Annotated in this window: 24 protein-coding genes, 1 pseudogene and 1 riboswitch; of the genes and pseudogenes, 19 read left to right on the top strand and 6 right to left on the bottom strand. The window is 44.0% G+C overall.

Going from position 1 to position 24,467, the window contains the following annotated elements:
• The first annotated feature begins 4 nt into the window (after positions 1–4).
• Positions 5–868 carry an alpha/beta hydrolase gene (locus L2703_RS01220; RefSeq protein ID WP_248969329.1) on the top strand — a complete coding sequence of 288 codons (864 nt, stop codon included), beginning with the start codon at positions 5–7 and terminating at the stop codon, positions 866–868.
• 82 nt (positions 869–950) lie between these two features.
• Here L2703_RS01220 and ribB read toward each other — a convergent pair whose 3' ends face one another.
• Complete coding sequence (ribB, locus tag L2703_RS01215; RefSeq protein ID WP_248969328.1) at positions 951–1,607, bottom strand: 3,4-dihydroxy-2-butanone-4-phosphate synthase; 657 nt, start codon at positions 1,605–1,607, stop codon at positions 951–953.
• A 94-nt stretch (positions 1,608–1,701) separates the two neighbouring features.
• Positions 1,702–1,870, bottom strand: a riboswitch (FMN riboswitch).
• A 237-nt stretch (positions 1,871–2,107) separates the two neighbouring features.
• Between ribB and L2703_RS01210 the strand changes: the two genes are divergently transcribed.
• The gene (locus L2703_RS01210) at positions 2,108–2,638 is read left to right on the top strand and encodes a thioesterase family protein (RefSeq protein WP_248969327.1); all 531 of its coding nucleotides are present in this window, start codon (positions 2,108–2,110) and stop codon (positions 2,636–2,638) included.
• 117 nt (positions 2,639–2,755) lie between these two features.
• On the top strand, positions 2,756–3,442 hold the full coding sequence (locus L2703_RS01205) for a DNA-3-methyladenine glycosylase I (RefSeq protein ID WP_248969326.1): 687 nt from the start codon (positions 2,756–2,758) through the stop codon (positions 3,440–3,442).
• 6 nt (positions 3,443–3,448) lie between these two features.
• Here the strand turns inward: L2703_RS01205 and L2703_RS01200 are convergent, their stop codons facing one another.
• The gene (locus tag L2703_RS01200; protein ID WP_248969325.1) at positions 3,449–4,057 is read right to left on the bottom strand and encodes a TetR/AcrR family transcriptional regulator; all 609 of its coding nucleotides are present in this window, start codon (positions 4,055–4,057) and stop codon (positions 3,449–3,451) included.
• 106 nt (positions 4,058–4,163) lie between these two features.
• Here L2703_RS01200 and L2703_RS01195 point away from each other — a divergent pair, with 106 nt between their 5' ends.
• The 6 genes and pseudogenes from L2703_RS01195 (at position 4,164) to L2703_RS01170 (ending at position 13,330) form a co-directional block, all read left to right on the top strand.
• Positions 4,164–5,300, top strand: a complete 1,137-nt coding sequence (locus L2703_RS01195) for an MBL fold metallo-hydrolase (RefSeq protein ID WP_248969324.1) — start codon at positions 4,164–4,166, stop codon at positions 5,298–5,300.
• A gap of 318 nt (positions 5,301–5,618) precedes the next feature.
• Positions 5,619–6,767: an efflux RND transporter periplasmic adaptor subunit gene (locus L2703_RS01190; protein ID WP_248969323.1), complete on the top strand. Its 1,149-nt coding sequence runs from the start codon at positions 5,619–5,621 to the stop codon at positions 6,765–6,767.
• Positions 6,768–6,776: 9 nt separating this feature from the next.
• Complete coding sequence (locus tag L2703_RS01185) at positions 6,777–9,932, top strand: efflux RND transporter permease subunit (protein ID WP_248969322.1); 3,156 nt, start codon at positions 6,777–6,779, stop codon at positions 9,930–9,932.
• Positions 9,933–10,370: 438 nt separating this feature from the next.
• Positions 10,371–10,910 (top strand): hypothetical protein, encoded by a 540-nt coding sequence (locus L2703_RS01180; protein ID WP_248969321.1) that lies wholly within the window; start codon positions 10,371–10,373, stop codon positions 10,908–10,910.
• 343 nt (positions 10,911–11,253) lie between these two features.
• Positions 11,254–11,883 (top strand): annotated as a pseudogene (locus tag L2703_RS01175) (lytic transglycosylase domain-containing protein); the annotation flags it as partial.
• A 127-nt stretch (positions 11,884–12,010) separates the two neighbouring features.
• Positions 12,011–13,330 (top strand): M28 family peptidase, encoded by a 1,320-nt coding sequence (locus tag L2703_RS01170; protein WP_248969446.1) that lies wholly within the window; start codon positions 12,011–12,013, stop codon positions 13,328–13,330.
• Positions 13,331–13,604: 274 nt separating this feature from the next.
• On the opposite strand, the gene L2703_RS01165 is transcribed toward L2703_RS01170, so the two are convergent.
• Positions 13,605–14,450, bottom strand: coding sequence for a 23S rRNA (adenine(2030)-N(6))-methyltransferase RlmJ (locus L2703_RS01165; protein WP_248969320.1), 846 nt, complete (start codon positions 14,448–14,450; stop codon positions 13,605–13,607).
• A 127-nt stretch (positions 14,451–14,577) separates the two neighbouring features.
• Between L2703_RS01165 and L2703_RS01160 the strand changes: the two genes are divergently transcribed.
• The 3 genes from L2703_RS01160 (at position 14,578) to L2703_RS01150 (ending at position 17,135) form a co-directional block, all read left to right on the top strand.
• Positions 14,578–15,354, top strand: a complete 777-nt coding sequence (locus tag L2703_RS01160; RefSeq protein ID WP_248969319.1) for a class I SAM-dependent methyltransferase — start codon at positions 14,578–14,580, stop codon at positions 15,352–15,354.
• 47 nt (positions 15,355–15,401) lie between these two features.
• Positions 15,402–16,175: a nuclease-related domain-containing protein gene (locus L2703_RS01155; protein ID WP_248969318.1), complete on the top strand. Its 774-nt coding sequence runs from the start codon at positions 15,402–15,404 to the stop codon at positions 16,173–16,175.
• A 372-nt stretch (positions 16,176–16,547) separates the two neighbouring features.
• The gene (locus L2703_RS01150; RefSeq protein ID WP_248969317.1) at positions 16,548–17,135 is read left to right on the top strand and encodes a DsbA family protein; all 588 of its coding nucleotides are present in this window, start codon (positions 16,548–16,550) and stop codon (positions 17,133–17,135) included.
• Positions 17,136–17,251: 116 nt separating this feature from the next.
• Here L2703_RS01150 and L2703_RS01145 read toward each other — a convergent pair whose 3' ends face one another.
• Complete coding sequence (locus L2703_RS01145; RefSeq protein WP_248969316.1) at positions 17,252–17,659, bottom strand: MarR family winged helix-turn-helix transcriptional regulator; 408 nt, start codon at positions 17,657–17,659, stop codon at positions 17,252–17,254.
• 8 nt (positions 17,660–17,667) lie between these two features.
• Complete coding sequence (gene dmeF / locus L2703_RS01140; protein ID WP_248969315.1) at positions 17,668–18,654, bottom strand: CDF family Co(II)/Ni(II) efflux transporter DmeF; 987 nt, start codon at positions 18,652–18,654, stop codon at positions 17,668–17,670.
• A 510-nt stretch (positions 18,655–19,164) separates the two neighbouring features.
• On the opposite strand from dmeF, the gene L2703_RS01135 reads away from it, so the two are divergent.
• The 3 genes from L2703_RS01135 to L2703_RS01125 all read left to right on the top strand — a co-directional run bounded on the left by L2703_RS01135 (position 19,165) and on the right by L2703_RS01125 (position 20,276).
• Positions 19,165–19,386: a penicillin-binding protein gene (locus L2703_RS01135; protein WP_248969314.1), complete on the top strand. Its 222-nt coding sequence runs from the start codon at positions 19,165–19,167 to the stop codon at positions 19,384–19,386.
• 105 nt (positions 19,387–19,491) lie between these two features.
• Entirely contained in the window at positions 19,492–19,899 is a 408-nt protein-coding gene (locus L2703_RS01130) for an SHOCT domain-containing protein (RefSeq protein WP_248969313.1), read from the top strand.
• A 56-nt stretch (positions 19,900–19,955) separates the two neighbouring features.
• Positions 19,956–20,276, top strand: coding sequence for a hypothetical protein (locus L2703_RS01125; protein WP_248969312.1), 321 nt, complete (start codon positions 19,956–19,958; stop codon positions 20,274–20,276).
• Between the two features lie 21 nt (positions 20,277–20,297).
• On the opposite strand, the gene L2703_RS01120 is transcribed toward L2703_RS01125, so the two are convergent.
• A complete protein-coding gene (locus L2703_RS01120; RefSeq protein WP_248969311.1) occupies positions 20,298–21,044 on the bottom strand; it encodes a substrate-binding periplasmic protein in 747 nt (248 codons plus the stop codon).
• 483 nt (positions 21,045–21,527) lie between these two features.
• On the opposite strand from L2703_RS01120, the gene L2703_RS01115 reads away from it, so the two are divergent.
• The 4 genes from L2703_RS01115 (at position 21,528) to L2703_RS01100 (ending at position 24,464) form a co-directional block, all read left to right on the top strand.
• Entirely contained in the window at positions 21,528–22,577 is a 1,050-nt protein-coding gene (locus L2703_RS01115) for a hypothetical protein (RefSeq protein WP_248969310.1), read from the top strand.
• A gap of 24 nt (positions 22,578–22,601) precedes the next feature.
• Positions 22,602–23,657, top strand: a complete 1,056-nt coding sequence (locus L2703_RS01110) for a hypothetical protein (RefSeq protein ID WP_248969309.1) — start codon at positions 22,602–22,604, stop codon at positions 23,655–23,657.
• Between the two features lie 208 nt (positions 23,658–23,865).
• On the top strand, positions 23,866–24,183 hold the full coding sequence (locus tag L2703_RS01105) for a hypothetical protein (RefSeq protein WP_248969308.1): 318 nt from the start codon (positions 23,866–23,868) through the stop codon (positions 24,181–24,183).
• Between the two features lie 20 nt (positions 24,184–24,203).
• Positions 24,204–24,464, top strand: coding sequence for a hypothetical protein (locus L2703_RS01100; protein WP_248969307.1), 261 nt, complete (start codon positions 24,204–24,206; stop codon positions 24,462–24,464).
• Positions 24,465–24,467: the final 3 nt, after the last annotated feature.

Here is a 24,467-nt window from a genome sequence, read left to right as displayed (position 1 = left end):
TAATATGCAAAATACAGTAAAACAATTTATTACAGTAGTGATGATTAGCACGGCGATGTTGATTATTTCTGGCTGTACGGTGCGCTTAACTGAAGCGAGTTTTATTGCCCATGATAAAGCGCCAGTGGCCTTTAGCACTGAGTTTACGCAAGCATTGCAGCTAGCCATGCCAAATAATGCCATTATCCCACTGAGCCTAGAGGCGAGCGATCACGTTAAGCTGAATGGTTTTTTTATCGACAACCCAAACAGCAACACAACCTTAGTGTTTTACCAGGGCAATGGTATGAAGATTCAACCCCATTGTTTATCAGCCTTAACCACGTTGTCGACACTGAATACTGATATTTTAGTCATGGATCGCCGTGGCATTGGCGCCAGTGAAGGCAAGCCGCAGATTAAAAATATTCTCTCGGATGCACAGCAACAACTGGACTACTTACAGCAGCACTTCCAACCAGAAAAAATTATCTTGCACGGTTACTCGTTAGGCAGTTTTATTGCCGCCGATTTAGCCCGAAATAACAAAGTCGATGCACTCGTGTTGCAAGGTTCGGCCACCAATGCCGACGATTGGGTCGATGAAAAAACACCTTGGTATATGGCACCGTTTATGACCCTAGAAATGCCCCAAGACTTTCGTAATATCGATAATCAACAAGTTGTTGCACAATCATATTCTGGCCCATTATTGGTGATTGCCGCAGAAGATGATAAAGAAGTGCCGCCAGCACTTGCTGAAAAACTGTTTGCCGCAAGCAAGTCTGCTAACAAACAGTTAATTATGGTGCCCAATGTCGGTCATCAGGGCATGTTAGATGATGTAACCACCATGCAGCAGTATCAAGACTTTATTACCGAGCTTTGATTTGAGCTGAAAAATCGACATAAAAAAGAGGCGCAATGCGCCTCTTCGTTTGGTTAACAGTTGTTACGCTTTGAGCAACAACTTATGCTAACTTCAAATCATACTGGTTGCGGTACATCACCATGTCTTCGATGGTGAGTACGGGCATATTGTGCTTTAAACCAAAGGCGACGATTTCTGGCGTTTTAGCCATGCTGCCATCTTCGTTGGTCAGTTCACACAACACGCCTGCTGGCATTAAGCCGGCCATTTGCATTAAATCAACCGTACCTTCAGTGTGACCGCGACGAGACAATACACCGCCTGCGCGAGCGCGTAGCGGAAATACATGCCCTGGGCGGGCTAAATCAGATGGTTTAGCATTGCGGTTAGCGGCGGTTTTTATGGTGGTCACACGGTCTTGTGCAGACACGCCCGTTGTTACGCCTTCTTTAGCTTCAATCGACACAGTAAACGCGGTTTGGTTGGCACTGTTGTTGTTGGTCACCATAGGTGGTAACTCAAGCTTATTGGCGTGCTCGTCGGTTAAACATAAACACACAATGCCGCTGCATTCGCGGATCATTAATGCCATTTGCGCTGTGGTTAAGTGCTCAACTGAATAAATAATGTCGCCTTCGTTTTCGCGATCTTCATCGTCGAGTAACAAAACGCCGCGGCCTTCTCTAAGCGCTGCAAGGGCATTTTCGACACGGGTGATGGGTTCGCCAAATTCGGCAAGTAGTGATAGCTGATTCATGGTTGTACTCCTAAAATGACCAGAATCAGGGCTTGTAAAGAGGGATATTAATCCAAAACAAATTGCACCAAAAAGCCGAGGCTAATTGATGTCTCTCTATTCTCTCTCATCCGGACTATAACCGTCGGCTCTGGACTGTTAGTGATTACGTTAAGGTAATACTAAGTCACCAGATCTGCTGACCTCGACGAATCGAGCGCTCGCGGGCTTACTTTTTCAAGTTTACCGCCGGTGGGGAATTGCGCCCCGCCCTGAGAATTATAAATAATCTTGTTTGCGTTTATTTCAGCTTATTGGCTTATTTGCCAGTAAGTAGAAATTGCGTTGCTATGGTAATCAGTTAAGAGTGAGATTAAAAGGGTGTGAGTCGCAAAAAGAGTAACAAAATACCGTGTTGCATAGCCTTGCGCATTCGCCAATCGGTATAAAGATAATAAAGCTTCTTGCTCACTGGTATGACCTTTGTTAGCCTGTCGCGCTAACAATAGGAGTAGTGGTAGATGAATCTGTATTTTCGTTTTGCGTTGTTGTTTTTATGGCGAATAGGCCATTGCAAGCGTATTGATTTTTTAGGCACCAGTAAAATTAATTATCGCGTTTTACCGTTAGATTGCGACATCAACTTACATTTAACCAATTCGCGTTACCCGGCTTTTATGGATTTAGCCCGTACCTACATGATTGCCGAAATCGGTTTAATGAAGCAGTTTTTAAAGAATAAATGGCTGCCAATCGTGAACGCCGCCGAGTTTACGTACATCCGCGATATTAAACCGTTTGAAAAGTTTACTATTGAAACCAAAATTGTTGGTTGGGATGAAAAATATTTTTACATTGAGCACCGTATCGTGACCGCACGTGGCTTGCATTGTATTGCCCATGTACGTGGGGTATTTGTGTGCCGTGGTAAGCAAGTGCCTATCGAAACCTTAATTGCAGCAGCGGGTTACACGGGTGACACGCCAGAACTACCGGCCGAAGTGGTTAAGTGGAAACAATTTTTACAGCTCAAAAAAGAGTGTAATACATAACCAGGATTGATTGTTGGTATCAATATTTATCTATACAGATCAATCAACCTGAGTTTGCCGTATTAGCAAGCCTAGGTTGATTAGGTAATAGATTGATTAGGTAATAGGAGTGACAAGGTGGCATTAGAAACATTCAGTGATATTTGGGCGCGCGCTTGCGAACGTAAAGGCGGGCCTGCAATCGTCAAGTCGCTGCTACCAGACACACTCAGCGCCGCTGAAATCTGTGAGTATTCTGATGCACAATTGCTTTCTGTGATGAGTAAACGTGTGTTTCAAAGTGGTTTTGTGTGGCGAGTGGTCGATAATAAATGGTCAGCTTACGAACAAGCCTTTTTTGACTTTGTGCCGATGAAAGTATTAATGCTGTCACCCGATCAAATTCAGCAGCGCGCTAGCGATCCGGCCCTTATTCGCCACCAAAAGAAAACCCAGGCCATTGTCGATAATGCCTACATGATCCAGCAAATCAGTGCAGAACACGGCAGCTTTGCTGAATTTATTGCCAATTGGCCAACAGATAACATTACCGGATTATGGCAAGTGCTTAAAAAACGTGGTGCACGTTTGGGCGGCAACACTGGGCCATACTTTTTGCGCGCGATTGGCAAAGACACCTTTTTACTTAGCCAAGATGTGCAGTCATATTTAACTGCGCATAAAGTGGTGGATGCTGGCTTTACCTCGCAAACAGCACTGCGCCAAACGCAAGCGGCGTTTAATCAGTGGCAACAAGAGTCTGGCATGAGTTTGGCGCAAATTAGCCGTACGATTTCATTGGGTGTGGGTGACAATCGGGTGTAGTGGCTATCATGTTTGATAGCGACACAAAAAGACCTTCACGATTTCAGCGGCATGCTGATCTTTTTCTTTGTCAGTAAAAGGCTCGTTCATTTGAAAGATTAATGGCCAAAAACATTGGCCTTTAATTAAACTGTGCACTTGGTCCTGAGCCTGTTCAATGTCGTCAACATTGATTCGACCATCTTTGTTGGCTGCTTTAATCCAGCGTGAAATGGCGTTTTCTTCTTTGATGATCTTTTTTATTTCTTTTTGCATTTCAGATGCATAAAACAAATGACCAATCACCATTCTTGACACTTCAATGTGTTCTTCTGACTGAATATATTCAATATCATCGCGGACTAATTGTTGTAACTGCGGCGCCAATGGCTTGTTTGGGTGATAAGGCTCAGAAGGGTGCGACAACGCTTTTTTCCATAAGTCGGTCATTAAGGTCATCACTAATGCTTCTTTGGTCGCGAAGTGGTTGTATACCGTGCGTTTAGACACGCCAGCCTCTTCGGCTAATTTGTCCATGCTCGTCGCTGTAACCCCTAATGCTTTAAAGGTTGTTCTGGCGGCTTCAATAATGGCCGCACGTTTAATTTGGCTACGCGTTTGTTTTTCTTGAGTCATGGTCAGCACAGTATCGAGTTTATGAAAGAGATTTTACACTGAGTAGTTTACTTTTCAATGGGAGATTATTAAACTACACCGTGTAGTTTACTTTATTGGTGTCAAAATGAAAATATTAGCTGGTGTTATTGTTGGATTTGTACTGTTAGTTGCCATTGTGTGGCTCACTAAAACATGGTCAACTGCCAATAAAGGCAAGCCGTTCACGAATAGTGAAAAAGCCTACCAGGCGGGATTAAGCAGTTTATGGCCGATAGCTAAAGCTTATTGGAACACCCAGCGCCAAGCGCCTGCTCCAGTAGATGCTGTACCATTAATGACCTTAACTCAAGACATCCTCGCGCAAACGCAAGACGATGCGATATATCGTTTAGGCCATTCAACAATATTAATGCGCTTAGATGGCGAGTACGTATTAATCGATCCGGTATTTAGCGAACGTGCATCGCCTGTGCAATGGGCTGGGCCAAAGCGCTTCCATGAGTCTCCTATCAGTATTGCAGATTTACCGGCAATAAAAGCCGTCATCATTAGCCATGATCATTATGATCACCTCGATAAAGCCGCCATTGAACAATTAGCAGGCAAAGTGCAGCACTTTGTTACGCCACTAAAAGTGGGCGAATATTTAACCGCATGGGGTGTTGAACCTATTCAGATCACTGAACTTGAGTGGTGGCAATCGGTTGAGTTAAATGGGCTAAGCATTACTGCCACCCCTGCGCAGCATTTCTCTGGCCGAGGTTTACTCGACCGAGACCACACATTGTGGGCCAGTTGGGTTATTCAAGGTTTGCACCATAAGATTTTTTATAGCGGCGACAGTGGCTATTTTGGTGGCTTTAAAGACATTGGCGAGCGATATGGGCCTTTTGATGTGAGCATGATTGAAACGGGCGCCTATAATGAATTATGGAGCGATATTCACATGTTGCCAGAGCAGAGCTTGCAGGCACATATTGATGTGAATGCCGGCGCAATGTTACCTGTACATAACGGTACATTTGATCTTGCATTGCATGACTGGTTTGAACCTTTTGAACGTATTAGTGAGCTTGCAAAACAGCATGGCGTTAACCTATTAACCCCTAAATTTGGCCAAGCGGTTTTGTTAGCGAACCCTCAAGCAAGTGAGCGTTGGTGGCAAGAGATGATGCCCAATGCAGCCACCAAAGCGAGTGAACCAGGTGTGCATTCACCAAAGATGGTTGAATTAAATGAGGTTGTCACGAACAGCCAGTAAATTATGCTGATAATGTGGCTTGTTTCTGTGGCCCACAGAGCTTGAGTTGGTCAATTTGTATGGGTGTCGATAAGTGAGTCGATTGTATTACTTTGTTTAATGACTAATGTGTCTATTAACAAACCATCAACAAAAAACCAAATTATAACCTAAGCTTATTATTTATTTACAATTTATAGCATCAGTCTGTGTTGTTTGAATTTTATACTTGTGCGATAAAGAATACAGAAAATGTAACAGTTTGATTTTAATTATTTCAGATGCGCGCCTCACGGTTGAGAATGCCATATTGAACAAAAATTTGGAGTAGGAGCACACATGCATAAAGCATTAAAAGTCGCTGCGGTGATATCTGCGGCAATATGGATTACCGCTTGTGGCAAAGCAGAGGATGCCGCTCAAGCGCAACAGCAGCAACCTCCTACTCCTGTAGGTGTTATGACAGTTGAAGCCGTATCACAGGCCATTACTGTTGAGTTACCTGGTCGTAGCCGTGCTTTTTTAGAAGCCGAAGTACGCCCTCAGGTGTCAGGCATTATTACCAAGCGCGCCTTTATTGAAGGCAGTGAAGTGACCCAGGGCCAATCGCTGTATCAAATTGATTCGGCCACATACAAGGCCGCATTAGTCAGTGCAGAAGCCGACCTCGCCAGTGCCAATGCCTCGTTAGCCTCGGCAAAAGCCAAAGCGGATCGCTATGCCAAATTGGTCAAAACCAATGCGGTGAGTAAGCAAGACTTTGACGAAACCGAAGCCGCCTATAAAGAAGCTCAGGCTGCGGTGACTGTGGCTAAAGCCGCGATTAACACTGCCAAAATTAACCTTGAATACACCGAGGTAAAAGCGCCTATTTCAGGCCGAATTGGTAAGTCGTCCGTTACTGCTGGTGCGTTAGTGACAGCGAATCAAGCAACAACGCTTGCGACGATTCAGCAACTTGATCCCATCAATGTCGACATTGTTCAATCAAGTGCGCAATTGCTGCGCTTAAAGGCTAAGTTACGCTCAGGGCAATTGATTAAAAGTGATAACGCTAAAGTGACGTTAATACTAGAAGACGACAGTGTGTATGAACATGAAGGCACACTGCAATTTGCTGAGGTCAATGTAGACGAGTCGACAGGTTCGGTAACATTGCGGGCAGAGTTTCCAAATCCAGATGGCACTTTATTACCCGGCATGTATGTGCGTGCACAGTTAAATGCAGGCCAAGACCCTCAAGCGATATTAGTGCCACAGCGAGCCATTACACGTAACAATAAAGGCCAAGCGGTGGCAATGCTTGTAGATAAAGACAGCAACGCTGAAATGCGTATTGTCACAACGGCAGAAGTGATTGGCAGCCAATGGCGAATTGTGGATGGCCTAGCTGTTGGCGATAAGCTTATTGTCGAAGGGTTGCAAAAAATCCGCCCAGGTGCACCGGTTTCTCCGCAAGTGTTAACGGCCGACCAACCACAAAAATAGGGATATATTATGGCTCGCTTTTTTATTGATCGCCCTATTTTTGCCTGGGTGATTTCACTGTTAATTATGCTTGCTGGGGTGTTGGCCATTAAAGGCTTACCTATTGCCCAGTATCCGAGTATTGCGCCGCCAACGGTTGTGATCAGTGCATATTATCCGGGTGCCTCGGCCAAAACCATGGAAGACACGGTAACCCAGGTGATTGAGCAGCGTATGACCGGGCTTGATCACTTACGGTATATTTCGTCCACCAGTGACAGCTTTGGTAACGCATCAATTACCTTAACCTTTAATGCCGAAGCAGATCCCGACATTGCTCAAGTACAGGTGCAAAACAAACTGCAAGCTGCAACGCCGCTATTGCCCGCTGAAGTACAGCAACAGGGGGTGACGGTTAACAAGTCGACGTCTGGCTTTTTAATGGTACTTGGTTTTGTGTCTGAAGATGGCTCAATGGGTAAAAGCGATATTGCAGACTATGTAGCGGCCAATATTCAAGACCCTATGAGCCGTGTTGCAGGGGTAGGGGAAATCACACTTTTTGGTGCCCAGTATGCGATGCGTATATGGCTAGACCCACTAAAACTAACCCAGTACAACTTAACCAGTATTGATGTCACCGCGGCCATTAGTGAACAAAATGCGCAAATATCGGCAGGGCAATTAGGTGGTGCGCCATCAGTTGCAGGGCAAGAGCTTAACGCGACCATCACTGCGCAAAGTCGTTTGCAAACTCCTGAACAATTTAGACGTATTATTCTAAAATCGGATTCTTCTGGTGCGAATGTGTATCTTGAAGACGTGGCAAAAGTCGAATTGGGCGCAGAAAGCTACGCGGTTGATTCTTACTACAACGGAATGCCTGCTTCTGGTTTGGCATTTAGTTTAGCCACCGGTGCCAATGCGCTTGATACCGCTGAAGGGATTAAAGCCAAAATTAACGAGATGAAAGACTTTTTCCCGCAAGGGCTTAAAGTGGTTTATCCCTACGACACTACGCCATTTGTTGAACAGTCTATCGAAGGTGTTGTGCATACATTATTAGAAGCCATTGTGTTGGTATTTTTAATTATGTATCTGTTTTTGCAAAACTTTAGGGCTACGTTAATCCCCACTATTGCGGTTCCTGTGGTATTGCTTGGCACCTTTGCAGTGTTATCGGCATCTGGCTTTACCATTAATACCTTAACCATGTTTGCCATGGTTTTGGCCATTGGTTTGCTGGTGGACGACGCCATTGTTGTGGTGGAAAACGTTGAGCGGGTCATGTCTGAAGAGGGTTTAAGTCCGCTAGAAGCTACCCGCAAGTCGATGGACCAAATCACCAGTGCCCTGGTGGGTATTGGCTTAACCCTGTCTGCGGTGTTTGTGCCTATGGCATTTATGTCGGGGTCGACAGGGGTTATTTACCGCCAGTTCTCCATTACCATTGTATCGGCAATGGCCTTATCTGTGTTTGTGGCAATTGTGTTAACACCGGCATTATGTGCCACCATGTTAAAACCGATTAAAAAAGGCCATACCCATGCAGACACCGGGTTCTTTGGCTGGTTTAACCGCAAATTTGATGCAATGACCTCGCGTTATGAGTCGAGCGTTGGCAGTATTTTAAAACGCTCATTCCGTGTGATGTTAATTTACATTGGTTTGGTTATCGCGGTGGGTTGGATCTTCTTACGTATGCCAACGGCATTTTTACCCGATGAAGACCAAGGTATCTTATTTACGCAGGCTATTTTGCCCACAAACGCAACTCAGGAAAGCACTGTTAACGTACTTAAAGAGATTAATGACTATTACCTCACAGAGGAAAAAGACATCGTTAATTCTGTATTTACCGTAGCAGGTTTTAGTTTTGCCGGTTCTGGTCAAAATATGGGTATTGCCTTTGTTAGCTTAAAAGATTGGTCTACCCGTGAAGCACCAGGCGAAGATGTGCAATCGTTAGCTGGGCGTGCAATGGGACGCTTTATGCAAATTAAAGAAGCCTTTGTATTTGCATTTGTGCCACCCTCGGTGATTGAGCTTGGTAACGCTACAGGCTTTGATGTGTACTTAAAAGACTTAAATGGCCAAGGTCATGACAAGCTGATTGAGGCACGTAATCAGTTGCTAGGTATGGCCTCACAAAACCCTAACTTAGTGGGGGTAAGACCCAACGGCCAAGAAGATGCGCCGATGTACCATATTAATATCGATCATGCCAAACTGCGTGCATTAGACATTGATATTAATAATGTGAATAGCGTGATGGCAACGGCGTTGGGTGGGTCTTATGTGAATGATTTTATTGACCGTGGCCGGGTTAAAAAGGTGTACGTGCAAGGTGAAGCAAAATACCGTATGCAGCCAAGCGACCTAGACACCTGGTATGTGCGTAATAGCCTGGGTGAAATGGTACCGTTTTCGGCGTTTTCTTCGGGTGAGTGGCAAATAGGCTCGCCGCAATTACAGCGCTTTAACGGTGTGCCAGCGGTTAATATTCAAGGCGCCACCGCTCAAGGTTTCAGTACTGGTGCTGCAATGGACGCGCTAGAAGAAATGGCCAAACAATTGCCGCCAGGCTTTGGTTTAGAGTGGAATGGGTTGTCGTACGAAGAACGGTTGTCTGGTAACCAGGCTCCGAGCTTATACGCACTGTCTATCTTGATTGTATTCTTGGTACTTGCGGCATTATACGAGAGTTGGTCGGTGCCGTTATCGGTTATTCTGGTGGTGCCCTTAGGTATTATTGGGGCACTGCTTGCCATGAATGGCCGCGGTTTACCTAACGACGTATTCTTCCAGGTTGGCTTATTAACCACAGTTGGGTTAGCAACCAAAAACGCCATCTTGATTGTGGAGTTTGCTAAAGAATACTTTGAGAAAGGCTCGGGCTTAATTGAGGCAACACTGCACGCTGTAAGAGTGCGTTTACGCCCAATTTTAATGACGTCCTTGGCCTTTGGTTTAGGTGTGGTGCCATTAGCCATTAGTTCTGGTGTTGGCTCTGGCAGTCAAAACGCCATCGGTACAGCTGTACTGGGCGGGATGATGTCATCGACCTTCCTGGGTATTTTCTTTGTACCGTTATTCTTTGTGGTGGTTGAGCGCATCTTTAGTAAGCGTGAAAAACTAACCGAAGAAGATGAGCAAAAGATTGACGATGATAGAAAATCGATTTAATCGTTAGCCAGCTGTAAAAAGCCCAGATATCTGGGCTTTTTTGTGTCTATAGTCATCGGTTTTTTTGGCAGTGATGTGGCCAGAAAAGGATATAGCACGTAAAACCTAGTTTAACGCTAATAAAACGATACTTAAATCGCGCTAATTGATTCATTTTAATAAAGTAAACTTAAAATGTGTTTAAAAAAACACCTTAGCATTTTTGCTTTAGGTTGTTGATAAAAATAATGATTAAAAATGTAACTGTGTAAATATCAACCAGATGGCTGTTGATATTTGTGTTATGATTAAGATCCTAATCAAAACAGTTTTTTAACATTGGTATGCGTAAGGTAAGCATGGATGTGGTTATTTTTTAGTGAAGATATCACCAATAAAGATGAACTTTTGATTAAATTATGATTATGATAGTGAATAACAATAATAAAGGAAAACACCATGCAGGCGCTGCTTATTAGCCTCACTTTAGCCGCTATTCTGGCTTACCTTTGGTATGCCAGCCTACTTAAAAAGCGTACTTCAGCCATTGAAGCGCTCAAGGTTATTGATTCTAAAATTGATAAAAGACTGACATTGTTTACTGAGCTGTGCCAAGAGCGTGAGGCTTACCCGCACCCATTAACCGACGAGCAGCAAGCGCAATTGGCCTATTTAAAGCAATTACAACCTCAACACGATTGGGAACAACCCATTGAAGAGTCTAATGTGGCTGGTGGTTCGTTGTCTGTGTCTATTGCCGCATGGCAGCAAATTGATCAGGGGTTAGAGTCGTTATTGTCAACGGTCAACAAAGACAAACTGGCAGCAGAGAAGCTGGCAGAATACCTTCAGCTAGAATTAGACTTTGTGCACGCAGAAGACTTTTACCGTCAAGCAGTAGAAGAGCTTAACAGCGGGGTGAAAATTTTTCCGGGCTCGGCTGTTGCTAAATTTGCGCGTATTGCCCCAATGCCGATATTTGATCAAGTGCAGGAATAACCCGATGATGTGGCGTAATATGTCGGCGCTCATGATCACCGGTATACTGGCGGTGAACCAACAGGCATACGCTAAGCAAGTGGTTTATCCTGAAGTGTCAGACGTTGAAAAACCACAAATAAAAGCCAAATATACTGCTGAGCAACCCAATATAAAAAAACAATTATCTATTGGGCCAACACAAAGCAATACACCCACAACTTACAATCAGCCCACCCTTGAGCCCTTTAATGTATTGCAACAAACTGCATCTACGTTAGGGAGCCAATCATCGTCTAACAGTGGTGGTTATGTAGGTGAAAAACCGCAAACCCGGGTATTAACTAACGATTATCCATTACGCCAATCGAGTTCAGTGCCAAGCAAACCTACTGTTAGAGCCAAATATTCTGAACACGGCATTGTGAGCGATCTTGGCGTTGAAAAACGCAAAGTGTACCAATACAAGCAGGCCAATGGTGTGATGGTATTTAGCGATCAGCAACCCTTAGATGCCGACTATCAAGTGTTGTTGTACGAGTGCTTTGCCTGCCGACCAGACTCCACCATTGACTGGTACAAAATCCCGTTATTTACGTCGCACTTTGCTAGTGATGTGGCATTAGCCGCACGGCAATACCAATTAGACCCGGCCTTAATTAGAGCCGTGATTCATGCAGAGTCGGCATTTAAACCCAGTGCAATTTCAAAAGCAGGTGCCAAAGGTTTAATGCAATTAATGCCCGGCACCGCCAGTGACATGGGCGTAGACAATCCATTTAATGCCCAGCAAAATATTCGTGGTGGTAGCCGTTATTTAGCACAGCTATTAGCCCAATTTAATGGTGATTTAGACCTAGCGTGTGCCGCATACAATGCTGGCCCAAGCACAGTTACCCAATACCGTGGCATTCCGCCATACCCAGAAACTCAAGCTTATGTGAAGCGCGTAAAAATATTATTCAAACGCTACCAAAAAGCATTAGCCAGTTAATCGAGGTCATATGAAGTATTTTATCCACAAAGCAGCGCCAAAGCGCGTCAAACTCAGCCCTAAGAGCGGTTACTGTTTAGCGGGCCTAGCAGGGTTATTAATTTTAGGTGCGGCCACGGTTCCTGCTATGGCGGCAACCTCAGCAACATCAGTTGCACCATCGCAAGAAGACATGCGCTTATACGACATTGCTAACGCGCCACAAGCGCAGCGCATTGAGCAAGATATTCGTACCCTGGTTGATTTTGGCACTCGTCATACCTTATCTGACACGCAGTCAGACACCCAGGGTATTGGCGCAGCAAGACGCTGGATAGAAGCCGAATTTAAGCGAATTTCAACACAGTGTGGTGGTTGTTTAGAGGTTGTTACCGTAGCCAAAACGGTTGAAGGCAAGCGTATCGCCAAGCCAACAGAAGTGGTCAACGTTATCGCGATTCAACGCGGTAAAACAGATCCTAAGCGTGTGGTGATGATGAGCGGTGATATTGATTCGCGTGTTACCGACGTGCTGGATGCCACTTCTATTTCACCAGGGGCAAACGACAATGCCTCCGGTGTGGCAGGTGCATTAGAAGCTGCACGGGTGTTATCAAAATATCAGTTTAACGGCACCATAGTGTACGCGGCCTTGTCGGGTGAAGAGCAAGGCTTATACGGCGGCAATATTTTAGCCGACTATGCCAAAGCACAAGGCTGGCAAGTGCAGGCTGTGCTCAATAACGACATGATTGGCAACATTGCCGGCATTAATGGCGTGGTCAATAACAGCAGTGTGCGAGTGTTTTCGGAAGGTGTGCGCTTTGCCGAAACCGCCGACGAAGCAAAAGAGCGTTATTTTAGTGGCGGCGAAAACGATTCTGCCTCACGTAATTTAGCCCGTAAAATTAAATCATTAGCCGACCAGTACATGACGAACCTTGACGTCATGTTAGTGTATCGCCTCGACCGATTTGGCCGTGGTGGGCACCATTTACCGTTTAATCAAGCCGGTTTACCCGCGGTGCGCATTATGGAAACCAACGAGCATTACGACCGCCAGCATCAAGATATTCGGGTTGAAAACGGCATTGCTTACGGTGATGTGATTGAAGGGGTCGATTTTGACTTTACCGCCAAACTCACCGCATTAAATGCAATTAGTTTAGCCGCACAGGCGTGGGCACCAGCGCCGCCTACTAAGGTGAGCATTGAAGGTCAGGTGTCACCCAGTACTACGCTAAGTTGGCAAAAAAGCACTGATGACACGGTAGTAGGTTATCGGGTGTATTGGCGCTCAACGACCGCGCCAGAGTGGACCCACAGCCGCTATGTGGGCAAGGTTGATAGGTTTACTTTAGATAACCTAGTGATTGATAATTATTTATTTGGCGTGGCAAGTGTTGCTGCTAATGGCAATGTCAGCCCGGTGGTATTTCCTGGGGCGGCAGGCGCGTTTTTTAAGTAACCTCAGCTCTGGATAACAAACGCCTTTCAAGCAGTCCTTTGCCTTCCTCACTGCGTTGAATTAACTTGCAATAGGCTAGCTATTGACGCGTTAATTCGCCTTGTTAGCAAAACAAATCACAAGCTTGACAGTGGATTTTAGTCAATCTATTGATTTATATCGTTATCAATACATCTCTTATCCAGAGTTGAGGTTAAGTAATGATTTAAGTTCGCTATAAAAAAGCCCGGTTCAATTCATGCACCGGGCTTTTTATTATCTTGTAAGGGATCGATTACTCGCCAACTTCCCATTTGACTGTTGTGTGGCCGTCAGCATGGCCCAACAATGGCGCTAAATACTCGAGTGCTTCTTTGGCCATAACATCCATTTGCCAAGGCGGATTGATAATCCATAAACCCGCAGCTGTCATGCCAAATTCATCGCTATCTGCATGAATGGCTTGCTCAATACGCAGTTGTTTTTTAATGCCGCTGTTTTTAAGCAGTGTCAGCATGGCTTCTGTTTGCTCGCGCTTTACTACCGGATACCACAACATAAAAATACCCGTTGCAAAGCGTTTATGGGCTTTAATCAGGGTTTCTGCGACATCAATATAATCGGTTTTAATTTCATAACTTGGGTCAATTAAAATCACCCCACGACGCTCTAAAGGCGGCACGGCAGCAATTAATCCGGCTAAACCATCGTTATTAATCACTTTTACTTGTTTGTCTTGAATAAAGTAACTTTCAAGTAACTCATGGTCGGTTGTGTGTAGCTCGTGCAATACCATGCGATCTTGCGGACGTAATTCTACATCTACAAATGCAGGCGAGCCTGGATACACTCTAAGCTCACCGTCATATTCAGCATTAAAGTGGCGTACCGCTTCAACATAATCGGCTAAGGCAACAGGCAGGTTTTCATGCTCCCACAGTTTGGCTACGCCCTCTAAATACTCGCCGGTTTTTTGCGAAAACTCATCCGTTAACGAATACGCGCCAGCGCCTGCATGAGTGTCGATATACACATAAGGTTTTTCTTTTTTCTGCATGGCTTTTAATGCTTGGATGAGCATTGAATGTTTAAGTACATCGGCATAATTGCCTGCATGGTAACCGTGGCGATAACTAAGCATGGGCGTTTCCATTAACGAATGAACAGTAAAAACTGTGTAATACCATCATTATAAGTTTTCTCAGGCGTGAGGTATAGGTATTCACTGGTGATGGCTTTTGGCATAATGAGGTAGTTTTTATTTTGGCATGGTATTTATCTTGTTGCAGACACCTATCTTTTTTAATCAGCAGTACCCAACATTGGTGGATATCGCTACTCGCTGGCAACTCGTGTGGGACAAAGACGCCGCATTTGAATTGCGCTTTGAGCAAAACTGTTTGAGTTTGTACAAACGAGATGAACCCAAATTAGATGGTATTAACGTTGATTTTGTCTCAGGTGCTGTGGCACACCGGCGCAAATTTGGTGGTGGGCGCGGGCAGTCTATCGCCAAAGCGGTTGGGTTAAAACAAGGTGTAACGCCAACGGTTGTCGATGGCACAGCAGGTTTAGGCCGCGATGCATTTGTATTGGCAAGCCTGGGCTGCAAAGTGATTATGGTTGAGCGCCACCCTGTGGTTGCTGCACTATTAGAAGATGGCCTGCGCCGCGCCTATGAAGACGCCGAAATTGGCGGGTGGATGCAGGATTTAATGAGTCTGTTTCATGGTTCAAGCTTGGATGCATTAGCTGATGCTGCGCAGTCATCAGGTACCGAAATAGACGTAGTGTATTTAGACCCAATGTACCCACATCGCGAAAAGTCAGCCTTAGTCAAAAAAGAAATGCGCGTATTTCAAACCTTAGTGGGTGCCGACCTCGACGCCGACGGCTTGTTAGCGCCGGCAATGGCACTGGCCAGCAAGCGCGTAGTGGTAAAACGCCCCGATTATGCCGAAGACCTTGCCCGGGTAAAACCCAGTATGGTTATCGCGACTAAAAAGAATCGCTTTGATGTGTACGTGAAAGCCGCGATGAAATAGTGGTGTTGAAATAGCAGCGATTAGGCGTTAACAATAAGGATGTTGCTGTGGATTTAATTGAAATCTTAATGAATGCTGCTCTCAACGTTTGGTATATATTCCCTGTTATTTTATTGACCTATATCACCACAACACCTTGGTTTAAAGGTCTTTGGGGTGAGTTTCAGGTCAATTTGATACTCAAGAGGTTACCGCATAACGAGTATCGCAGACTTAAAAATATTACCCTGCCAACTGACAATGGTACCACTCAAATTGATCATATTGTTGTATCTAAATTTGGTGTGTTCATTATTGAAACAAAAAACATGAAAGGCTGGATTTTTGGCTCTGCTAACCAAAAACTGTGGACACAGAAAATATTTAAATACTCATCTCAATTTCAAAATCCAATCCATCAAAATTATAAGCATCTAAAGACACTAGAAGCGCTGCTTAATATCAATATTGATGCACTCTTTTCGGTTGTTGTATTTATCGGTGATAGTCAATTTAAAACAGAGATGCCGGAGAATGTCACTTATGCAAGTGGTTGCTTATCATACATTCGTTCACACTCTGCTGAACTACTGAATCAGCAGCAAGTTTTAGATATCATCAACAATATTGAATCAGGTCGCTTAGCGCGAGGGTTTTCAACAAACCAAGCCCATAAAGCGCATGTTAAAGAAATCATTAAGCAAAAAACTACCGACAAGCTTTGCATAAAATGTGGATCAGATATGGTGTTACGTGAAGCTAAAAAAGGCCAAAATGCGGGCTCTAAATTTTGGGGTTGCTCGAGCTTTCCTAAATGCAGAGCGGTGGAAAAATTTAATTAACTGTTGTTTTGCTATGGTCTACGGCCAACGAGGTTGTGGTGCTTCGACCTGCTTTATCATTATAGTCACCAAGCGTTGTTTCAATTTGTCAGACTCTGGTTATATCTTTTAGCTAAGCTATTGAAAACTTGAGGCTGCCTATGTCAGGCTTTACTTCCAGCGACACGTCTGCCGCAGCCCCCATACATTGACTTAATGAGCTATGAGTCGCCATTTCTAGCGTTAGAGGGGGATTCATTTGGTGAGATAACATTGATTGTTTATTCTTGTTGACTGACGAGGGTTGTCTTGTCTCTCCCTAAGTGACGCTTGTTGTGACAATTTGTATTAGCCAACCTCATTAACTTTAACCGATAGTGGGATAAAACCATTATGACAACACCAATACCTTTGCGCCCGAGCGGCGTGCTGCGTGGCGATAAAGCGGCTGAAATTACCATAGATGCGTTTATTGATCTTCAATGCCCCCATTCACGTGCGATGTGGCCAACGTTGCTTAGTGTGATGCAGCATTACAACAACAGTTCGGTCAACCTTAAAGTGCATTTAATAACGCTAAGTAATCATCGACAAGCGTGGGATATGAGCCTTGGACTATTTGCTTTTGCTGATGGTGATGCCGAGCGGTTTTACAGCTTTGCCACATACCTGTATGAACGTCAGGAAGAGTTTTACAATGCTGCGTTTACCGATAAAACGCATCATGATTTGCAGCAACTCATTGCCGATAAGGCCGAAGAGTGCATGAGTATCAATCGTCAACAATTTCTCAGTAGAATGAATGACGGTGACATTTACACCTTAGCCAGAACTCCGATCCGCTATGCAGCGACAAAATCGGTCTGGGCAACGCCAACGGTTTTTATCAATAATGGCGGGAATGTACCGCTTAATCACCAATCAAGGTTAGCAGATTGGCAAGGTACTATTGATCCATTGTTAAGTATTGAAAAAGGCTAAACATGGCTACTGCATTGATATCTTAAGAGTGATACAGGCCTGAACTCGTTAAACATCACTCTGATTTATGATGTTAATGTGATTCGCACAGGCATAGCGGTTATGCCTGTGCGGGGTTAAAACTCTCGGTTCATCTTTTCAAAGCAGGTTTTTAGTACATCAATCGCATCGTTGTCTAGGTGGCGAGTAATGTCTTTGGTGAGCTGCATATGCATACGATTATGGTGTGCATGAAGTTGAGTGCCTTCGCTGGTGAGCCCGACCAAAATTGAACGCCTATCGTCTTCGTGTGCCGCGCGGCTCACTAAACCCAAATTGACGAGTTTTTCAATTTGAACGGTTAATGTGCCCGTGGTAATACCAAGCCTGTCGGCTAATTCTTTCATTCTCATTGGTCCGTGAGACCCTAACACTTCTATTGTGTGTACCTGCGCCAATGAATAGCCTGTGTCTTTAACGACCGATTGTTCCCAAGAAGATAATTTGTCGTAAAATTCGATAATTAGGTTATTCAAAGAATGCATAAATGGCCTCAGCAATGATTCACTTCAATCGTAAAGTGGCTTAGCTTATCAAACTTATGTAACGCGTGTTTAATTGATTGCGCACTGGCATCTGTCTTGGTGCAAACAGCAATTGAAGCAGAGTAGTGGTCGGCACTGATTTTCCAGATATGGATATCAGTCACTTGAGTGTTTTCATCTTCAATCGTGTTAATGATGTCTGCCTGATAGGCTTTGTCGATGTTTTCATCTAACAAAATCGGGCTGGTTTGTTTCATCAAGCCTAATGCCCACTTAGTAATAATCACCGCGCCAACGATTCCCATCATTGGGTCTAACCAGTACCAGCCAAGATATTTACCCACTAACAGCGCACAAATAGCTAGCACAGAGGTTAATGCGTCTGCTAATACATGGAAATAAGCCGCCTTGAGATTATGATCGTGGCCGCTATGATGTTCATGGTGTTCATGGTGTTCATGGTGTTCATGGTGTTCATGGTGTTCATGTTCATCATGATGAGCGTGGCTGTGGCTATGATCATGAGAATGGTCGTGGCCGTGATGGTCGTGGCCTAAAATAAACATGCTGGCAATGTTGACGACAAGCCCAATGATAGCCACTAAAATCGACTGGTTAAACTGAATGTCAACGGGTGACAATAATCTATGCACCGATTCGGCTAACATAATGATTGCCACAATCCCTAATGCGATTGCGCTGGTATAGCCGCCAAGTACGCCCACCTTACCAATACCAAACGAGAACTTGTCGCTCTGTGCATGTTTTTTGGCATAACTGTAGGTAAACAGTGTGATACAAAACGCCGCAGCATGTGTACCCATGTGCCAGCCATCAGCGAGCAGCGCCATTGAACCGTATAAGGTGCCGGCTACCACCTCAACAGCCATGGTGATGACAGTAATAATCAGGACATACCATGTGCGTTTGACATTTTGCTCGTTAACGGAGGCAAAATTGTGGTGATGGGTATATTTTGCTGCAATATTGTTCATAATATCTTAGTTTGATTGCCAAATAATTATCGATTTTATGTTGTTTGATTATCAAAGTAAATATTTGATTGAGGCTGACAGATATCGGTATGTTCTGTGAGCGAAAAATACACTGGAGGTTGGTTTAATACCATAGTGTATTAAGACTGTGTTCAGCCGTTTTTGATTAAGACGTATCAGTGGGCCTAAAGACGCAAAAAATAGTCATTATTTAACCTGAGTTCGGGATGATGGATGAACTTATACTATTTAAAATCAACATGTTACCCATTCTCGCTTTCAAGCTTGTCATTTGTTTTGCTAACAAGGCGAATTGACGCGTCAATAGCTAGCCTATTGTAAGTCGATTCAACGCAGTGAGCAGGGCAAAGGACTGTTTGAAAGGCATTTATTATCCCGAACTCAGGTTATTTAAATTACGCCTTTGTAAAATATGGATTAAGGATCAGTTTCGCAGTATGGTGATGTGCAAATCAGTGTCGATGAGCGTTGAACATTAAGGAGTGTGGCATGAGTGATAAAATGAGTGAATCAGCATTACAGGCATTGAAAATTGCCTTTACCTATATGCCAAAAGCAATAGAAGTCACCAAGTATGAGTATGGTGATAATTACCAAAACACATTAGATCATATTGAAACCGTAAGAGAGATGTTATTGATTAATGATGTCGACCCAGAAGAAGTATACGGCGACATTAACCCTGAAAGCACACCTAACTCAACGTACTGATTGCACTACGTTGCATAGCCGGCCAAAGGTAATCCACGGTTAGCTCAGGCAACAAATACTCTACTGAATATGGCGTAGCTCGGACAATATAAAAGGGAGCGGTAAATGAGGTTACGTGGTACATCAAAAACAAAAGAGTCTAAGTACAATTCTACTGTGGGGCTTTTTATTAGTCTTGGTATGCTGATTGTGGTGTTTATGGCATTTGATTTTTCAGAAATGCACGGCGCAGGTAAAGTCTTTTTGGTTTTTTGGGTAGTCGGCGTGTGCGCGCAGGCTTATCAATCTTATCGAAACTCAGTATTTTCAAATAAAAGTTTGCATCATGAAGAAACTGATCATGATTTGCAGCTTGAGGTTACTAAAGCTCGCACATCGGTCAACGTTAAAAATAGTCATGATTTTGCCAAAAAGTTGCGTGACTTGGAGCAGTTGTATCTTGATGGTTTGCTCACTACCGCAGAGTATGAAGCTAAAAGAAAAGATATTTTGGACGAAGATTGGGGTCGTTAGTTGATGTTTAATTGTGGCAGGCCGCTGTTGTGTGTGACTCAGTGCTGGAGAGCAAAGTGAAAGTGTTTAATGCGTGTGTAAGTGCAGTGTTGTTGCTGATGTCTGTGGTTGTGAGTGCGGCAGAATTACCGATACGCGATATTAGTCATATTATTTCTAAAGAAATGTTTTTGTCTTATCACAATGTCGCTGACTTTATTGAGGACTCGCCTAAAGTCACCGTGTTTGTGGCACCTGAAGCTGACGATATCGCAAAGTATGGCTCAGATGTGATGAAGACTTTAACCGGCTCAGACTGCGATAGAGATGGTAAAATGGACAGTAATTCAGTGTGCAATGCGGTTTTTTACACGTTGTGGATGAAGTATCAACGCTAGGCGTAAATATGCCCCCTTTATTTAATCAACAGTCCTGTTTTTAAATGGTAATAACGCCTCTTGCATGGCTAATGGGTCGAACTTAGCCAAACCATTATTGATGATGTCGCGCCATTTTTTTCCTTGCGGATTGTCAATAAAAGCCACGTGTAAGCTTTTATGTTCGATAATCTTAGCGTTGATTTGCAAGCGCTGGGCGACGTTTGCCACCTGCGGATCGGTCGATGCTAAATATTGATAAACATGGGCATCGATTAAAATGGCATCAATACGCCCAGCGGCCAATTTTAAGATGTTTTGCTTTTCATCACTGGCGGTCTCGGATGGCTGGCTGCCATTTAAAATCATTTCATCGATTTCTTCAGTATTAATAAAACCGTTGATGACCCCTAATGTGTATCGGTTTAAATCGCTGACAACATGCCATTTAATGGGGTGATTTTTGCGTTCAAGTAGCACTATTGGGCTAACACCAATAGCGTCTGAAAACAGTAATTCACTTGACGGGTTTAGGTATTTAGGAAAATAGCCTAATGTTTGGCCTGTTTTAACGGTTCTGTATGCTCTATTCCAAGGAAAAACAGCAATTGCTAATGTGTGGTTTTCGTAGCTCAATGCCTGGCTAATGATTTGGCCATTAATGCCGTTTTCTGGCAGGTTACTTCCTGAAAAAGGCGGCCACTCAAGCGTTGCCAACTCTAACGTATCGGCAAAAAGTTCATTTGAAAAGCATAAAGTGATTAGGATACACAAACCTAATCGTTTCATTTTTTTAGCCGTCACAGTCATATTGTGTCAATCCATTGTAAGTCTACTTAGCCCATCAATTGATTATAGGCATAAATCGACGGCTGTTTAGCGCATTTTTACCGGCTTAAATAGGGTAAAACGCAGTGGTTAAGATGTTTATACGCCTTAATGGCAATAAATTGTGTTGATGATGAAAATAGTTGGAGTAAAAGCTTAAAACAGCTGAGTAACCTAACCCGATATTCATGTGGCTTATTCATTACCTTGTTACATATCCTTTCACTCATGCTGATAAAAATAGACGCTCGCAATTTAAACAAGGTGCTGAATATTTTGGATGAAAAGCCAGTAAACACACCATTTTTAGGGCTTGCATTGTTTTTTATCTGCTCTATGTTGAGTGCTCAGTTGTAACAAGATGTATAAATCTGATAACAAAATTATAAAAAATGGTTAACAGCCTGGTTGGTGCTGTTACAGATAAAAATATGAGGACAACCCATGAAAAAATCGATTTTCTTATTGTTAGCAGGCTTACTCAGCGGCGCAGCGCAAGCGGCCGTTGGTGGTTACCCAGTGGTATTAGTGCACGGTTTTCAGCCTGACAACTTACAAAGCAAACCTGTTGGGGCGCAGGTGAGCAATAATGGTGCTGATTATTGGGCGCAATATTGGCGCGATAGAGCCGACGAGCGTATTGATTGGCCTTCGCAAGAGCGTATTGCTAATAAAATTACCAGCCAGTATGTATGGCCTAAATTACAACAAATGTCGCGTGATGGCACCTGTGCCAGTGGTTGTATATTTGTGTCTCACTCAACGGGCGACTTAGTGACTCGTTACATTATTGATAACCAGGCGTTGTGGTTACAAAATGCCGGCTTACAGCCCCTAAATATTGTGGCAACATTTGACTTTGCGGGCGCTGGTGGTGGTGTGGAATTAGCCGATCTTGCAGTAAACGTCGCCAATGGTTCTGGTTTAATTAACTCCACGGTCAAACTCGCGGTATCGTTATGGCTTGGTGCGACACCGTCATCATCTAACATTGGGGTGTTAAATGATTTACGGGTAAATACCGCGCGTCAATTGGCAGCGTTTCCAGATAGCCGAGTACCACGCTTACGCTTTGCTGGCGCAGGTTCTGACTTTTTAGGGGCCACTGGGGCATTTTTGCCGGGTGAAGATGACGGTGTGGTCGCAAGCCATTCTAGTTGTGGTGCGGCTTCTGCAACCAGTTATGACAGTTGTTCACGCAGTGTTGCGTTTGACGGTAAGTTAACCTCGGTAAGCGGTCCAAGTGCATTTATGCCTTATCATTATCCTATGTTGATGAGTGAGGGATATAGCCACAACGACACCATTGGCAGCAGTGCCAAAGACGAAGTCACTACTGCCAATAATAGCTCGGCATACTTAAATGGCGACAACATAAAATTTACCACTTATGATGAAAAACGTGGCTGGTGGGTTTTTAGTTCGCGTTATAGAGTTGTGAGTAATTCGAGCAAAACCAGTATGTCGTCATTGGTATATCAGGCTGCAAATTAATTTATCTTCAATATGGGCAAATCGATGAAGCATAAAAAAGTTGTCTCAGTTGTCGCCTTGCTTGGTGGATGTGCTGCATATTGGTATGTTTCGTCTGAGCCAGCACCAACGCTGGCTCAGGTTGATACGTCGGTGCAAGCTGCAATTGCGACTTCGTCATCTAAGGTGGTAAAGCCGATGGCACCTAAGCAAGTAACCATTAAAGAAACGTTACCTGAGTCGATGAGCGAGCGTTTTTCATTGCTTGCGCAAGCGTATGCAAAAGAGTTGAGCTTGCCAGCCTATTCGTTACCGATTGGGGTTGATGATGTTCATATCCTTAACCCAAATCGTTATGTGTCTCAGCCTGTCTTATTAGAAGGAGGCGCCAGCGCGAGTATTATCATGCCTCAGTATCGCTTTAGTTTTCCTCAGCCTGTCACAATCATGCTAGAGGTTAATGGGTTAACGGCAACAGAGGTTAGCGCTTCTATTTATAGTGAAATGGACGCTGGCGCTGAGAGGTTAGCCGAGGCTGATATGGCCCTAGATGGTGACGGTAAGTGGACAGTGCGACTTGATGCCACACCGCAATGGGATGGCCCAATGGCGGTGAATGTGACTTTTAGCGCCAAAGGTAAAAAGCAAACGTTAACAACGGGTATTGAATACAGTTACCCAACAGCGACAGTCACCGGGGTAGGTGCAGTACATGCTGAAGGGCACGACATGGTAATCCCAGTAAAGTTAGAGGTTGAAAAAGCAGGTTATTATCGGCTTCGCGCCAATTTGTATGCGGCTAATCAGCAGCCTGTTGCCCTGCTAACTCAATCTGAAAAGTTGTCAGAAGGTTCTGCTGAGATAACGCTGAAAGCCTATAAGGGCGTGTTACCAGATCAGGACGGTGAGTTTACACTAGGCAGTTTTGTGCTAGAGCGACGCCCAGCGGTACCCGGTGAGTTAACTCGTTATGGTAGTAGTAATGAGCCCAGCTACAACTTAGGGGAATTTGCCGTACAGCAGTTATCTGACGAGCCTTGGCAGCCAGACGAACAAGAAATGCAGCGTCTGGAGTTTTTACAAAAAATGGCTAATGAATAGCGCTATTTGATTTTATTGTTGAGTTATATGCCCGTGTGAGCAAAGCTAGCGTGTTAATTATGGCATGGTTTTTTGCGATATTTAGGGGTATTAATCGCCAACAATGCTAAATTTACTTCTTCATGTTCAATATTTTCTTGTAAAAATATGTTCAGCCTATAATAATAAATGAAAATTGTTATCATTTGCATTTATTGGTTGGATGATTATGGAACTCATTAGCGTTTCTTCTTTATGGGTTGGGTGTTTGTTTGCTTATTTAGCCTCAGATAAGCAGCAACTTATTAGCCTGCCTTTTCCTAAACTGCTTGCCTGGAGTCTAGGGTGTGCAGCCATGCTATTTTCAGCATGGGGATTTAGCCATACCTACAGTGTGCTGGTGTCTTGTTTGTTAGTGATCATTTGTGTCATGACCATGTGGATAATGATGGTGTTGTTAGCTGCACACTTTAAGGGCCGTAGTATGTGGGTGAGCTCATTAGGTTTTGCTTTATTTGTCAGTATTATGCTGGTTGGTGTTAAGTAAGACTCGGTAAGGTTAATCAAATGTGGTTTAAGTCTTTTGCAGCCTTTGTTTGGGGGTTATTACTGGCCGTCTGCTTAGCGTTGTTGCTTTTTCGTTTGTTGCCCTTTGCGGCAGATACCAAATTATTTGTCGGAATGATGCTGGGTTTTTGCTTATGGGTGGCCGTGATGATTTATTGTTACAGCCGCAATAATGCCAAAGCGGCCAGTATGGTATGTGGCAAGTGGTTTGTTGTAACCGCCATTGCCAATGTGTTGTTGTTTTATATTCCTGTTTATTAATGA

It is taken from the genome of Shewanella basaltis, from assembly GCF_023283885.1.
Classification (GTDB): domain Bacteria; phylum Pseudomonadota; class Gammaproteobacteria; order Enterobacterales; family Shewanellaceae; genus Shewanella; species Shewanella basaltis.
Note: the sequence above shows the minus strand (reverse complement) of the source record. Positions and strands in the feature narration are given on the sequence as shown.